The organism is Micromonospora sp. WMMD712 (assembly GCF_029581295.1).
Classification (GTDB): domain Bacteria; phylum Actinomycetota; class Actinomycetes; order Mycobacteriales; family Micromonosporaceae; genus Micromonospora; species Micromonospora carbonacea.
Map to the genome: position 1 here is coordinate 897,037 of NZ_CP120743.1, position 14,900 is coordinate 911,936.

Here is a 14,900-nt window from a genome sequence, read left to right on the forward strand (position 1 = left end):
GTGACCGCGTGACCGTCACCGGTCGGCCCCGGCCAGCAGCTTCGTGACGGCCGCGACCAGGTCGTCCCGCACGGGCACCCCGGAGGCCCGGAGCACCACCCGCCCGGTCGGGTCGACCACCAGCACGGTGGGCGTCCGCCAGACGTCCAGCTCACGGACGGCGTCGAGGTGCCGCTCGGCGTCGACCTCGACCAGCACGACACCCGCAACGGCTGCCTCGACCTGCTCCAGGACCCGGCGGGTGGCGCGGCAGGGCGCGCACACGGCCGAGGAGAACTGGACCAGGGTCACCGCGCCGGGGCGCGCGCCCAGCCGCGCGAGCAGTGCCCGGCGCGGATCCTGCGGCACGGTGCCGCCGTCGACGGCAGGCGTCCACCGGTCCGGGTGGGCGGGCGGGGCGGGCGGGGCCGCCGCGACCACCGGCCGGAGCCGGCCGTCGCGGCGACGCCGCCACGAGCCGAAGCCGGTGGCGGCCCCGAGCACGCCGACGACCAGCAGCACGCCGGTCAGGGTCTGGTCCCGCACCGGTCCAGGGTGCCACAGGCCCAGGTCAGCGCCCATTGGCGGTCCGGATGGCGGAACGCTGGCACAACCGGCGGGCCCGTTCCGTCGCCGCGTCGGCCACCCGCGTTGCGTCGGGGGCAGCCGTGGTCACCCGGTGCGACGACCATTCGACCCTGCCTGCCGCCTCGCGCCCCCTTTGCTCTGCACCCATCCGCGCAACAGGCGGTCCGACCTGCGCTTACACCCCAAGACGGGCGGCGGGCAAAGGGCAAAAGGGCGGCGGGACGGGTGCGGCGCGCGACTGCGCCAGGGGAAGCGGTGCGCCGGTGGGTGCAGAGCAAAGAGGCCGGAAAAGGTAGCGCGTGCCGGCCCCCGCCAGCTCCCACCAGCCCGCACCGGCCAGGGTTGGTCCGGGCCGGCCGAATGCGGGTCGAGCCACCCGCCGGGCAGCGGACCGGCGGGGCTGCCCGCTGGCCCCTGGACAGCTCCCGTCCGCCGCCGACGGTAGCCGCCCAAGCCTCGCGTCCCGTCCGGGGCGACGGAGCGGCCGAAGACACCTCGCCGGCGTCGTCAAGCGCCCGTAGCTCAGAGTTTCGTCAACGTTCACTGTCAGCCACCTGTCATTCGGGGCGATGACCGGCTTTTCCGTCGCGAGACCTTTGAGTCGACCAGACATCTATTTATGATTCTCGATGCCATGGCGTATTCACCGGCCGTTCACCAACCGAACGGCCGGCGTTCAGGACCGCACCCACCTGCCCTCGAAGAACGGGATCACCATGACCTCGACCACCCGCAGAACCGCCGCCCTCGCCGGGCTCACGGCCACCCTGCTGGCCGGGCCGCTCGCCGGTGCCGCCGTCGCCGCCCCGACCGCCACGATCACCCTCACCGGATCCGGCGCGAGCGTGTCGGGCAGCAACGTCACCGTCTCCGGCAGCGCCATCACCATCACGGCTCCCGGCTCCTACCAGATCAGCGGCACGCTGAACAACGGCTACGTCAAGGTGGACACCGCCGCCGCCGGCACCGTCGAGCTCATTCTCAGCGGCGCCTCGATCACGAACTCGGCGTCCTCGCCCCTGTACGTGACCGACGCCGACGCCGTCACCGTCACGTTGGCCGCCGGCACCACCAACAGGCTCACCGACGCGACCACCTACACCAACGCCGGGGAGCCGGACGCCGCGCTGTTCAGCGCGGCCGACCTGACCATCGGCGGCACCGGGTCGCTGACCGTGCAGGCCCGCTACCAGGACGGCATCGTCAGCAAGGACGACCTGGTCATCCAGTCCGGCACGATCACCGTGAACGCGGTGGACGACGCCATCCGGGGCAAGGACTCGCTCACCGTCAACGGCGGCACCATCACCGTCACCTCGACCGGCGGCGACGGGCTCAAGTCCAACGACACGGAGGCCGGCAAGGGCGTCGTCAACATCACCAACGGCACGATCTCGGTCTCCGTCGCCGACGACGGCATCAAGGGCGAGAACGCGCTGAACATCTCCGGTGGCACGATCAACGTGACCCGGTCGTACGAGGCGCTGGAGGCGCTGAAGCTCACCATCAGCGGTGGCAACTCCACCGTCGTGGCCAGCGACGACGCCGTCAACGCCGCCGAGGAGGGCCTCGGCCACATGGAGCCCTCCCCGAACGCGTTCATCCGGGTCACCGGGGGCACGGTCGTGGCCACCGGCGGCACCGACGGGTTCGACTCCAACGGCGAACTCACCTTCGCCGGCGGCACGGTGGTCGCCAACGGCTCCAGCACCCGGGGCGGCGGCGAGGGCGCGCTCGACACCGACGCGACGCTCACCTTCACCGGCGGCACGGTGGTGGGCGCGGGCCTGACCTCCATGGCCGTGTTCAAGGCGGTGCCGAACACCGGCCAGGGCTGGGTGGCGCCCCGCTTCAGCACCACCTACGCCGCCAACACGATCGTGCACGTCGTCTCCGGCAGCACCGTGCTGGCCTCGTTCCGGGCGTCGAAGAGCTTCCGGGAGGTCGTCATCTCGTCGAACCGCATCACCAATGGCCAGCGGTACGACGTCTACACCGGCGGCAGCGTCAGCGGCACGAACGTCGGCGGCCTGTACACCGGCGGCAGCATCTCCGGCGCGACGCGGGTGCTGACCGGGGTGACCGCCGGCCAGTACAGCGGCGGCGGCATCCGCCCCTGACCTCGGGCCAGCCCGGCCAGGACAGCGCGGTCCTGGCCGGGCGGCCCCCGCCGGCAGCCCACCCCACCCCGTCCCGCACCGATCCGCACCGATCCGCAGCCCTCGCGTCGGCCCCGTGCGCCGCGACGCCGGGCACACCCCTGAGGAGCATCAATGTCGCGGTTGGTCCTGACCGGGATGAACCTGGTCGCCGTGGGCCTGCTCGTCTTCGCCCTGTACTTCCCCCGCCACCGGCGGCGGGACCTGGTGGTCGCCTACCTCGGCGTCAACGTCGGCGTCTTCGCCGTGGCCAGCTCGCTCAGCAGCGGCACCGTCGGGGCCGGCCTCGGGCTGGGCCTGTTCGGCGTACTCTCGATCATCCGGCTCCGCTCCACCGAGCTCGACCAGCACGAGGTGGCGTACTACTTCTCCGCCCTCGCGCTCGGCATCCTCGGCCCGCTCTCCGGCACCTCGATCTGGACGGTCGCCGGCCTGACGGCGCTGATCCTCGCGGTCATGTACGTCGGCGACCACCCGCGACTGCTGCGCCGCTACCGGCGGCACATCATGGTGCTCGACACCGTGCTGACCGACCCGGTCGCCCTCACCGCCCACCTCGAACAGCAGCTCGGCGCGCGGGTGCACGCCGTCAACGTGGAACGGGTCGACCTGGTCAACGACACCACCGTCGTCGACGTGCGCTACTCCCGGCCGAAGGCCGCCGCGAGCGCCGCCCGCCAGCCGGCCGAGACGGGCGCGACGCGGTGAGCGCCGTCGCCACGCCCACCACGGCGCTGGCCGGCCTCGCGCCGATCGACCTCGTGGAGCTGACCGGGCGCGCCGCCCTGCAAACCCGGTTCGACCGCAAGTACCTGCTCCCGGTCGCCGAGGTGCCGGCGCTGCTCGCCGGCCTCGACCCGGCCACCCGGGTGCTGGAGATCGACGGCCGGCGGTCGTTCCGCTACGAGTCGGTGTACTTCGACACCCCCGACCTCGTCAGTTACCGGCTCACCGCCCACCGACGCCGCCGCCGGTTCAAGATCAGGACCCGGACGTACGTCGATTCGGGCCTGTGCTGGCTGGAGGTGAAGACCGAGGGCACCCGCGGGGGCACGGTCAAGCACCGGCTGCCCTACCACCCCGACGACAGCGGCACCCTGTCCCCCGGGCGGTCGTTCGTCGACGGGATCCTCGCGACCGTCGGCAGCGGCGGAGGCAACGGCGGAGGCAGCGGCAGCGGCCTGACGTTCGCCTCGACGCTCACCACCAGGTACCTGCGCAGCACCCTCTTCCTCCCGGCGACCGCCAGCCGGGCGACCATCGACCTGGCCCTGTGCTGGGAGGTCGGCCACGGCGTCCGGCTGGAGCTGCCCGGGCTCGCCATCGTCGAGACGAAGACCGGGTCGACCGCCTCGCACGTCGACCGCCTGCTGTGGAGCCACGGCCACCGCCCGACGGCCGTCTCCAAGTACGCCACCGGGCTGGCGGCCCTACGCCCCGAACTGCCCTGCGCCCGCTGGCGGCGCACCCTGAGGCGACACTTCACGCCGGACGCCGACCCGGAGGCACCGCCGTCGGTCTGAGCCCCCGCGACGTCCGGCGGCGCGGCTGCCGTGCCGCCGGACGGGTGCCGGGCACATACCGGTGGGTCGGTGAGGACGATCGAACGCCACGGCGGCGTCCTCGACGACGTGCGGGTCACCGAGTTGGGCCCCGTGCGGCGGTACTGGGTCACGCTGTAGCACCGCCGCACGGAGCCCCGCGACGTCAGAGGGAAGACGTCAGAGGGTACGGGCCAGCCGGTCGGCGAGGACGCGGGTGAACCGGGACGGGTCGGCCAGCTCCCCGCCCTCGGCGAGCAGCGCCATCCCGTAGAGCAGCTCGGCCGTGTCGGCGAGCCCGTCGGCGGCGGCGTCCTGCTCGTGGGCCTTGCGCAGCCCCTCCACCAGCGGGTGCCCCGGGTTGAGCTCCAGGATCCGCTTGACCTGCGGCACCTCGTGCCCCATCGCCCGGTACATCTTCTCCAGCGTCGGGGTGATGTCGTGGGCGTCGCCGACCACGCACGCCGGGGAGGTGGTCAGGCGGGTGGAGAGGCGGACCTCCTTGACGCTGTCGGCGAGCTTCTCCGACATCCAGGTCAGCAGGCCGGCGTACTCCTGGCGCTGCTGCTCGCGGGCGGACTCGGCCTCCTTCTTCTCCTCCTCGGTGTCCAGGTCGACCTGGCCCTTGGCGATGGAACGCAGCGGCTTGCCGTCGAACTGGCCGACCCGCTCGACCCAGACCTCGTCGACCGGGTCGGTGAGGATCAGCACCTCGAAGCCCTTGGCGCGGAACGCCTCCATGTGCGGCGAGTTCTCGATCATCGAGCGGGACTCGCCGGTCACGTAGTAGATGTCGGACTGGCCGTCCTTCATCCGCTCGACGTAGTCGCGCAGGCCGGTCAGCTCGGCCGGGTCGTGGGTGGAGGCGACCGAGACGACGTCGAGGATCGCGTCGGTGTTGTCCGGGTCGTCGAGCAGGCCCTCCTTCAGCGCCGGGCCGAACTCCGACCAGAAGGTGCGGTACTTCTCGGCCTCGTTGGCCTTCAGCTCCTTGACGGTGGCGAGGATCTTCTTCACCAGCCGCCGGCGCACCGCCTGGATCTGCCGGTCCTGCTGGAGGATCTCCCGGGAGATGTTGAGCGACAGGTCGTGCGCGTCGACGACGCCCTTGACGAAGCGCAGGTAGTTGGGCATCAGCGCTTCGCAGTCGTCCATGATGAACACGCGCTTGACGTAGAGCTGCACGCCCCGGCGGGCCTGCGGGGCGAACAGGTCCACGGGCGCGTGCGACGGCAGGAACAGCAGCGCCTCGTACTCGAAGGTGCCCTCACCCCGCATGTGGATGGTCTCCAGCGGGTCGGCCCAGTCGTGGCTGACGTGCTTGTAGAACTCCTTGTACTCGGCCTCGTCGACCTCGCTGCGCGGCCGGGCCCACAGCGCCTTCATCGAGTTGAGGGTCTGCGCCTCGCGGGTGGTCTCGTCGCCCTCGCCCTTACGCTCGACCGTCATCCGGATCGGCCAGGCGATGAAGTCGGAGTATCGCTTGACGATCTCGCGGATCTTCCACTCGGCGGTGTAGTCGTAGAGGTGGTCGTCGCTGTCCTCGGGCTTGAGGTGCACGGTGACGGCGGTGCCCTGCGGCGCGTCGTCGACGGTCTCCACGCTGTAGGTGCCCTCGCCGGTCGACTCCCAGCGGGTGCCCTCGCTCTCCCCGGCGCGGCGGGTGAGCAGGGTGACCCGGTCGGCGACCATGAACGTGGCGTAGAACCCGACGCCGAACTGCCCGATCAGATCCGCCGACGCCGCCGAGTCCTTCGACTCGCGCAGCTTCGCCAGCAGCTCGGCGGTGCCCGACTTGGCGATCGTGCCGATCAGGCGGACGACGTCCTCGCGGGACATGCCGATGCCGTTGTCCCGGACGGTGAGGGTGCGCGCGTCGCGGTCGACCTCGATCTCGATGTGGAGGTCGGAGACGTCGGCTGCGAGATCCTTGTCGACCAGGGACTCCAGGCGGAGCTTGTCCAACGCGTCGGAGGCGTTGGAGATCAGCTCCCGCAGGAAGACGTCCTTGTTCGAGTAGATCGAATGGACCATCAGCTGGAGCAGTTGGCGCGCCTCCGCCTGGAACTCCAGCGTCTCGATCCGGTTGCTCACACCGACCCCCTTCAGTGACTTCACGCGCCTTGTGGTGCCTTCGCGCACAGGATACGAGCAGTCGCTGCCCGTCGCGACACCCGCCCGCTCAGGCGACGCCGAGGGCGAGCGCGAGCTGCACGATCGTGGCGGGGGCGTGCGGGTCGCCTACCACCTGGGCTGGTCGCGGTACAGCCAGTTGATCTCCGACCGGCGGCTCACCCTGACCCCGACGAGGACGATCGCGCTGACCCGCGTCGAGCATCCCCCGGTCGTACGGCTCCACCGGCGGTTGCTCCGTCAGCCGGCCCGCGCGGCCACGGCGTCGAGGGCGCGGGTGAAGTCGGCGAGCAGGTCGGCGGTGTCCTCGATGCCGGTGGAGACCCGCACGAGGCCCTCCCCGATGCCGGTGGCGGCGAGTTGCGCGGTGTCGACGATCCCCGCCCACATGGAACGCGGGTGCACCACGAGGGTGCTGACGCTGCCGAGGCTGGCGGCCCGCTTGGCCAGCCGCAGCTCGGCGAGGAGGGTGGCCGCCGCCGGCTGGCCGCCGGCCAGGTCGAGGCTGAACACGCCGCCGTAGCCGCTCATCTGCTTGGCGGCCAGGTCGTGCTGGGGGTGGCTGGGCAGCCCCGGGTAGCGGACCCGGGCGACCGCCGGGTGCGCCTCCAGCTCCCGGGCCAGGGCGAGGGCGTTGTCGTTGTGCCGGGCCATCCGCAGCGGCAACGTGCGGATGCCGCGCAGCAGCAGCCAGGAGTCGATCGGGCCCAGCGTCGCGCCGGTGACGATGGCGGTCTGCCAGACCCGGTCGACCAGCTCGGCGGAGCCGACGACCACCCCGGCGGTGACGTCGGAGTGGCCGCCGAGGAACTTCGTGGCGCTGTGCCAGACCAGGTCCGCGCCGAGGGCCGCCGGCCGCTGGTTGACCGGGGTGGCGAAGGTGTTGTCCACGACGGCGTACGCGCCGTGGGCGTGGGCCAGCTCGATCACGGCGGTCAGGTCGGTCAGCTCCAGCAGCGGGTTGCTGGGGGTCTCCACGAGCAGCAGCCGGGTGCGCGGGGTCAGGGCGCGGGCGAACGCGTCGACGTCGGTCTGGTCGACCTGGGTGCAGGTCACCCCGAACCGGGTGAGCAGCCCGGTGGCCAGCGAGGTGGTGCCGCCGTACGTGCTGCGCTGCACGATCACGTGGTCCCCGGCGCTGAGCAGGGCCAGCGCGATGGTGGTGACCGCGCCCATGCCGGAGGCGGTGACCAGGCCCGTCTCGACGCCCTCCAGCTCGGCGACCACGGCGGCCACCTGGGCGTGGTTGGGATTGCCGTAGCGGGTGTAGAAGGCGTCGGGGCGCACCTGCGTGGCGACCTCGGTGAACCGCTCGTCGCTCTCGGCGCCGAACGTGGCGCTCTGCACGATCGGGGGCGACACCGCGCCCGGCGGGTGCAGGCCGTCGTCGCCGTGGATCGCGGTCGTGCCGATGCCGGTCACCGGTGCTCCTCACGCTGGTCGGGTCGTTGCCCGGGGTCGGGCGGGGTGATGACGACGGGGCTCGGCGCGGGCGCGGGGGCGGCCCGGTCGCGCAGCATCCGCTGGTTGTCGCGCTGGCGGCGCAGCACCGCGTCGTCGAGGTCGGCGACGGCGAGCCCGGCGGCGGTGCCGGCGGCGGCCAGGGCCCGGCCATCGGGGCCGTACACGGCGCTGTGGCCGGCGAAGCGCCAGCCGCCGTGCGCGCCCGCGTAGTTGGCGAACAGCACGTAGCTGGTGTTCTCCAGGGCGCGGGCGGGGAAGTAGACGCCGCGCCGGTGGTCGGAGTCGCCGACGGTGAACGCGCCGGGCACCAGGTAGGCGTCCGCGCCGGCCAGGGCCAGGCCCCGGGCGTGCTCGGGGAAGCTCGCGTCGTAGCAGACGCCGAGGCCGAGCCGCCAGCCGCCGACCTGCACCATCGTGTCGGTGTGGCCGGCGACGAACACCGCGCGCTCGTCGGCGTCGAGGTGCCGCTTGTGGTAGGTGGCGGCCACCGCGCCGTCGGGGCCGACGACGAACGCGGCGATGGCCCACCCCTCGGCGCGCCGGGCGCAGCCGCCGACCACGGCGGTCACCCGGTGCGCCCGGCAGGCCCCGCCCACCGTCCGCAGGACCGCGTCGCCCACCTCGACCTCGCAGCGGGCGACGTCGGCGGCGAGCAACGGGTAGTCGTACCCGCACAGCGACAGCTCGGGGAAGACGACCACGCGGGCGCCGAGGGCGGCGGCCTCGGCGACGGCCGCCACGTGGGCCGCCGCGTTGCCGGCCAGGTCGCCGCCGACCGCCTCGATCTGCGCGGCGGCGACCCGCAGCGGCTCGCGCACCGGGTCGTCGTCGCCCGTCACATCGCCCCCAACCACCAGCGCAGCCCGAAGAAGACCGCCAGCCCGACCGTCCACACGATCATGAACCGTTCGACGAACAGGCCGGTCACCAGGGTGACCACCCCGGCCACCAGGTAGGGGATCGTGACCACGGTGACCTCGACCCGGTTGTCGACCGGGGCGAGCACGGACGGCACGGCGATCGCGGCGAGCAGGGCCGCCGGCAGGTAGCCGAGGAACGTCTTGACGTCGGCGGGCAGCTCCCGGTCGCGGAAGACCAGCAGCGGGACGTAGCGGGGGGCGAAGGTCGCCAGCCCCATGCCGAGGATGAGCAGCAGCATGGACATCGTGGTCACCTTCCGTCGCCGTCGGCGGCGGGCGCGACCGCCGGGTCGTCGTCGCGCGCCGGCTCCCCGGCGGGCGGCGCTTCCTGCGGCTTCGGCGGGAACCAGCGGCGTTCGATCCGCTCGCAGGCCATCCCCACGCACGCGCCGCCGAGGGCGGCCACGATCAACCCCAGATTGTACGGCAGCCCGAGGAACAGCATCGCCAGCGCACCAGCAGACACGACGGCGCTCCAGATCTTCCAGCCGGCCAGCGCCCCGGCGAGCACGACGAGGAAGACGGCGGTCATCGGGAAGTCGAGGCCGGCGCGCCACCGCTCGGGCAGCAGGTGCCCGGCGACCATGCCGACGACGGTGGCGACGGCCCAGTTGACGTACATGACGGCGGACGCGCCGAAGTAGAACATGCTCTTGCGGCGGGCCGGCTCGCCGCCTTTCATCCGGTCGAACGCGACGAAGAAGACCGCGTCGATCAGCCCGAAGCCGAGCAGCAGCCGCCACCGTTGCGGCAGCTCCCGCACGTGCGGGGCGAGCAGCGTCGAGTAGATCAGCATGCGCAGGCTGAGGATGAGGGTGGTCAGGACGATCACCGGCCACGCCGCGCCCTCGGCGATCAGCTTGAAGCCGATGAACTGGGCGGTGCCGGAGTTGACCACCATGGCCAGCCCGAACGTCTCCAGGTAGGACAGCCCGCTGGCCAGGCCGAGTGTCCCGCCGATCACGCCGAGGGGGAACGCGGACAGCAGGAACGGCACCATCGAGCGGGCCCCGGCGACGAACTCGCCGCGCGGCGTGGCGGGGCGCTCGGGGGCGCCGGTGGGCGTGCGGTCAGACATGGTCCTCCCCGGGGCGGCTGTCGCGCGGCATGGCCGGGCCGGCGCCGGCGACGAGGTCGGCCACCTCCCCGGCGCGGGTGCGGCAGAAGTAGTGTCCCCCACCGTCGATCTCCGTGAGGGTCACGTCGGCGGCGATGCGCCGCCACGCGGCGGGCGCGTCGCCCGGCTCGGCGGTGAGCGGATCGTCGGCGGCGAGCACCACCGTCACCGGCACGGTCAGCGGGCGGTCGGCCAGGGGGTCGAGCCGGTCCCGCAGGTAGGTGTGCGAGCCGAGGGCGTCGTGCCGGAACGCGGCGACCAGCGCCGAGGTGTGCCCTGCGTCGAGGCCGTCGAGGTCGGTGAAGCCGGTCTGCCCGACGAGCCAGTCCACGACCCCGGCCTCGTCGAGGGCGCGTACCTCGGCGATGCTGGCGTCGATGTCGGCGGCGTCGCGCAGCAGCTTGCCGCCGAGGAACAGCCGCGCGGGCGGTGACCCGGCGGCGGCGAGCAGCCGGGTGACCTCCACGGCGGGGGCCGCGCCGACGCAGTGCCCCCACAGCAGCACCTCGCCGCACGCGGCTGCGCGCAGCTCGGCGACGACCCGGCGGGCCACCTCGTCGAGGTCGGCCAGGGGCTCGGGGCGGCCGGGGTCGTGCCCCGGCAGGGCCACCGCGAGTACGGCCACGCCGCGCGCGGCGAGCGCCTCGGCCAGGGGCCGGAAGGCGAGCGGGTTGCCGGCGGCGTACGGGAAGCAGACCAGGACCCGGTCGGCGGCGACGCCGGGCGGCGACAGCGGCTGCAGCAGCGGCGCGGCGGTGCCGGCGGCGGCGGTGGCTGGGGTGGCGGCGGCATCGGCGGCGGTGGCGTCGACGGCGCGGGCCAGGGGGCCCAGGTCGGAGTGGGTCATGAGCTGCCGGAGGGTGACCAGCGGGCGCAGCGCGGCGACGACCCGCATCGCGGCCAGGGAGTTCCCGCCGAGGTCGAAGAAGTTGTCCTCCTCGGCGATGTCGGCCACCGGCACGTCGAGGGTGTCGGCCCACGCCCGGGCGATGCGGCGGGCCGTGTCGGTGCCGGGCGGGGTGCGCCCGGCCGGGGCGGCGGGCGCGGCCGGCGCGGGGCGGGCGAACGCCCGGCGGGCGGGGACGAGGCGGGCCGGCGGTAGCCCCGGGTCGTAGCCGCCGTGCGGAGCGTCCGGGTCGTCGACCAGGGCCACCAGGGCCCGCCGGTACGCCGCGCCGAGGCCGGCGGCCTGCTCGGCGGTGAACTCGGCGCTGTGGTAGTGCAGGCTGAGCCGGACCTGGTCGGTGAAGAAGTCCCGCATGAACTCGGCGCGCAGCGCGAACTCGGTCTCCGTGCTGACCCGCACGTCGAGCAGATCGAAGCCGGGCAGCTCACGCAGCTGCTTGAGCAGGTAGAAGTGGGTGTAGTTGAAGACCGTCTCGAACAGCGTGTCGGTGGTGGCGGCGTCGGCCTTCATCTGCGCCATCGGGTAGCGGCGGTGCGGCAGCAGGTCCGCCTCGGCCCGGTAGACCCGGCCCACCAGGTCGGCCCAGCTCCCGTCGCCGGTGTCGACGCGCAGCGGCACGGTGTTGAGGAACAGGCCCAGCGCGGCGGTGGCGCCCTCGGCCTCGGGCCGGCCGCTCTGCTCGTACCCGGTGATCACGGCCGGGTCGGCGGCCAGCGCGCCGACCACCTTGACGTGCGCGGCCAGCAGCAGGGTCTTCAGCGGCACGGCGAGCCGGTCGGCCAGCCGCAGCAGCCGCTCGGACAGCGCGGCGGGGATGTCCACCTCGTGGAACACCACGGGGTGCGCGGCGGGCTCGGCGGGCGGCTCCCAGCGGGGCAGCTCGGTGACCCCGCCGGCGGCCAGGACGTCACGCCAGAACTCCCGGTCCCCGGCCGAGGCGACGGCCCGCCGCTCCAGGCCGATGTAGTCGCGGAAGTGGTTGCCGGCCGGCGGCTCGGGCAGCGGGCGGCCGGCGCGCAGCCGGTGGTACGTGTCGAACAGCCGGGTGTGCAGCAGGGTGATGCTCCACCCGTCGAGGGCGGAGTTGTGCTGGCTGAGGCTGTAGCGGTAGAGGTCGTCGGCGAGCACGTGCACGTGGATGCGGACCAGCCCCGGCTCCTGCCAGACGAACCGGTACGACTGCTCCCGGTCGTGCCAGTCGGCGTACCGGCGCTCCTGCTCGGCGGGGGCGAGCCCGCGCAGGTCGGTCACCCACAGCGGGGTGGGCGCGTCGGCGTGCACGAGCTGGAGCTGCTCCGAGTAGCCGGTGAGGTGGTAGCTGGTGCGGAAGATCGGGTGGTCGGCGACCAGCCGGCGCACGGCCGCCGCGAACGCGGCCTCGTCGAACGGGGCGCTGATCAGGAAGCTGATGATGTCGTGGTACTGGGCCGCGCCCCGGGCCAGCTCGTTCTGGAAGATCAGCCCCGCCTGGAGCTGACCCAGCGGGTACGCGTCGACCACCGTGTCGGGCAGCAGCGCCCGGTCGGCCGGCGACACCAGGTCGAACGGCGCGTACGCCGGGGGTCGCTGCCCGTCGGCGGGGGCCGCGGCGAGCGCGGCGATCGTGGGGTGCCGGAACATCTGCTGGAAGCTGAGGTCCAGGCCGGCGGCGTGCGCCCGGGCCAGCACGGTGACGAAGTGGATGGAGTTGCCGCCGAGGGCGAACAGGTTGTCCTCCACCCCCACCCGGTCGACGCCGAGCACGTCGGCCCACACCTGGGCGAGGATCCGCTCGGCGTCGGTGCGCGGCGGCACGTACGGCCGGTCGTCGGCGGGCGGGTCGGGCAGCGCCCGCCGGTCCAGCTTGCCGTTGGCCGACAGCGGGAACTCGGCCAGCTCCACCACCCGGGCCGGCACCAGGTAGGCGGGCAGCACCCCGGCCAGGTGGTCGGTGAGCGCCCGCTCGGCCACCGGGGAGGCGGTGCGCACGTAGCCGAGCAGGTTGCCGTCGCGGGCGACGACCACGGCGTCCTTGACGGCCGGGTGGCCGCGCAGCGCCTCCTCCACCTCGCCCAACTCGACCCGGTAGCCGCGCACCTTCACCTGGTGGTCGAGGCGGCCCAGGTAGTCGATGGTGCCGTCGGGCAGCACCCGGGCGAGGTCGCCGGTGCGGTAGACGCGGTCCTCCCCGACGGCGGGGGCGGCGACGAACCGGTCCCGGGTCAGCTCGGGCCGGTTGAGGTAGCCCCGGGCCAGTTGCACCCCGGCGATGCACAGCTCGCCGGGCACGCCGACGGGCTGCGCCCGTAGCCGCCCGTCGAGCACGTGCAGCCGGGTGTTGTCCACCGGGCGGCCGATCGGCACCCGCTCCGCGCCGGGCGCGCACGGGTGGTGGGTGACGTCGACGGTGGCCTCGGTCGGCCCGTACAGGTTGACCAGCTCGACGTGGGGCAGCAGCGCGGCGAGCCGGTCGACGTGGTGCGCGCCGAGGGCCTCGCCGCTGGCGAAGATCCGCCGCAGCCCGGCCAGACCGGCGGTGTCGGCGGTGGCCAGCCAGTCGAGGAACGCGCCCAGCATCGACGGCACGAAGTGCAGGACGGTCACGCCGTGCTCGGCGACGGCGGCGACGATGGCGCGCGGGTCGCGTTCCGCGCCCGGCGGCAGCAGGCACACCGACGCGCCCTCGCGGGCCCACCAGAACAGCTCCCACACCGACACGTCGAACGTGGTGGGGGTCTTGTGCAGCACGACGTCGTCCGGGCCGATCGGGTAGTGCCGCTGCATCCAGGCGAGCCGGTTGGCCAGGGCCCGGTGTTCGATCATCGCCCCCTTCGGCTCGCCGGTGGAGCCGGAGGTGTAGATGACGTAGGCGAGGTCGTCGCCGCCGGCGGCCGGGCCTGGGTCGCCGGCCGGGGCCGGCGGCGGCCCGCCGGGCGGCGCGGGCGCGGGGTCGGGGGTCGCCGCCGGGTCGACGTCGGCCGGGGGCAGCGCGACCACCGGCACGCCGTCGGGCACCGCCGTGGCGTCGGCGGCCACCACCAGGGCCGCGCCGCTGTCGCGCAGCAGGTAGCCGACGCGGGCCGGCGGGTAGCCGGGGTCCACCGGCAGGTAGGCCGCGCCGGCCCGGTGCACGGCGAGGATCGCCGCGAGCTGCGCGGGCGACCGCGCGGCCAGCACCGCGACGACCGTCTCCGGGCCCGCGCCGGCCGCGCGCAGGTCCGCCGCCAGCGCCGCGACCCGCCGCTCCAGCTCCGCCCAGGTCCAGGCGCCCTCGTCGGTACGCACGGCGACGCCCTCGGGCGTGTCGGCGGCCCGCCGGGCCACCCACGCGTCGGGGCGCGGGCCGGCGGCGACGTCCACGGTCGTGTCGTTCATGGCGGCGAGCACCGCCCGGTCGGCCGGGGTCACCAGGTCGACGTCGTCGACGGGGCCGTCCGGGGCGGCGAGCGCGGCGGCGAGCAGGAGCAGCAGGTGGGCGGCGATCCGCTCGGCGGTGGCCCGGTCGTGGCGGGCGGCGTCGTGGTGCACGGTCAGGTCGGCGTCGGCGACGGCCACGGTGATCCCGACGCGGGGGTCGACGGCCGCGTCGGTGGTGTGCACGGCGACGTCGAGGAACGGGTGTCGGCCCGGTTCGGCGTGCGGGGCGAGGTCCTCGGCGAGCAGCTCGACGGGGTAGTCGGCGTACCGTTCGGCCTCGGGCAGCGCGGCGCGCACCTGTCCGACGAGGTCCCGGTAGCTGCGGTCCGGGCCGGCGGCCACCCGCAGCGGCAGCAGCCCGGCCAGCGCGTCTGCGCCGGCGGGGCGGCCGACCAGCACCTCGGTCGCGCCGGTCCAGCGGCGCAGCAGGGCCGCCACGGCGGCGGCGACCAGCACGAACCGGGCCGCCTCGGCGCCCCGGCTGGCGGCGGCGAGCCGGTCGGCCAGCGCGGCGCCCAGCGGGACGGTGACCGCCTCCGGGCGCGGCGGGGTGCCCGGCGCGGCGGCGTGGTCGTCGGGGAAGCCCACCCGCTCCGCCCCGGCGGCGAGCACGCCGTGCCAGTGCCGGGCGTGGTCGGGCCGCCGCGCGGCGGCGATCCTGAGCTGGCCCCGGGTCATCAGCGACTGCATGAGCTC

General features: G+C 74.2%; 10 protein-coding genes. 3 read left to right on the forward strand and 7 right to left on the reverse strand.

The window, feature by feature from the left end; translation table 11 throughout:
• Nucleotides 1-15: 15 nt before the first annotated feature.
• The gene (locus O7633_RS03615; protein WP_282326007.1) at nt 16-525 is read right to left on the reverse strand and encodes a thioredoxin family protein; all 510 of its coding nucleotides are present in this window, start codon (nt 523-525) and stop codon (nt 16-18) included.
• Nucleotides 526-1,283: 758 nt separating this feature from the next.
• Here O7633_RS03615 and O7633_RS03620 point away from each other — a divergent pair.
• From O7633_RS03620 to O7633_RS03630, 3 genes are all read left to right on the forward strand, one after another.
• On the forward strand, nt 1,284-2,687 hold the full coding sequence (locus O7633_RS03620; protein WP_282326008.1) for a carbohydrate-binding domain-containing protein: 1,404 nt from the start codon (nt 1,284-1,286) through the stop codon (nt 2,685-2,687).
• A gap of 153 nt (nt 2,688-2,840) precedes the next feature.
• Nucleotides 2,841-3,434, forward strand: a complete 594-nt coding sequence (locus O7633_RS03625) for a DUF4956 domain-containing protein (RefSeq protein ID WP_282326009.1) — start codon at nt 2,841-2,843, stop codon at nt 3,432-3,434.
• Nucleotides 3,431-4,249, forward strand: coding sequence for a polyphosphate polymerase domain-containing protein (locus O7633_RS03630; protein ID WP_282326010.1), 819 nt, complete (start codon nt 3,431-3,433; stop codon nt 4,247-4,249). The genes O7633_RS03625 and O7633_RS03630 overlap by 4 nt, the downstream gene beginning before the upstream one ends.
• 198 nt (nt 4,250-4,447) lie before the next feature.
• Here the strand turns inward: O7633_RS03630 and htpG are convergent, their stop codons facing one another.
• The 6 genes from htpG to O7633_RS03660 form a co-directional block, all read right to left on the reverse strand.
• A complete protein-coding gene (gene htpG, locus O7633_RS03635; protein ID WP_282326011.1) occupies nt 4,448-6,361 on the reverse strand; it encodes a molecular chaperone HtpG in 1,914 nt (637 codons plus the stop codon).
• A 279-nt stretch (nt 6,362-6,640) separates the two neighbouring features.
• On the reverse strand, nt 6,641-7,822 hold the full coding sequence (locus tag O7633_RS03640; protein ID WP_282326012.1) for a PLP-dependent aspartate aminotransferase family protein: 1,182 nt from the start codon (nt 7,820-7,822) through the stop codon (nt 6,641-6,643).
• Nucleotides 7,819-8,703: a carbon-nitrogen hydrolase family protein gene (locus tag O7633_RS03645; RefSeq protein ID WP_282326013.1), complete on the reverse strand. Its 885-nt coding sequence runs from the start codon at nt 8,701-8,703 to the stop codon at nt 7,819-7,821. The genes O7633_RS03640 and O7633_RS03645 overlap by 4 nt, the downstream gene beginning before the upstream one ends.
• Nucleotides 8,700-9,029 (reverse strand): AzlD domain-containing protein, encoded by a 330-nt coding sequence (locus O7633_RS03650; protein WP_282326015.1) that lies wholly within the window; start codon nt 9,027-9,029, stop codon nt 8,700-8,702. Before O7633_RS03650 ends, O7633_RS03645 begins: the two co-directional genes overlap by 4 nt.
• Nucleotides 9,030-9,034: 5 nt before the next feature.
• Nucleotides 9,035-9,862 carry an AzlC family ABC transporter permease gene (locus O7633_RS03655; RefSeq protein ID WP_282326017.1) on the reverse strand — a complete coding sequence of 276 codons (828 nt, stop codon included), beginning with the start codon at nt 9,860-9,862 and terminating at the stop codon, nt 9,035-9,037.
• Nucleotides 9,855-14,894, reverse strand: coding sequence for a non-ribosomal peptide synthetase (locus O7633_RS03660; protein WP_282326018.1), 5,040 nt, complete (start codon nt 14,892-14,894; stop codon nt 9,855-9,857). Before O7633_RS03660 ends, O7633_RS03655 begins: the two co-directional genes overlap by 8 nt.
• Between the last annotated feature and the right edge of the window lie 6 nt (nt 14,895-14,900).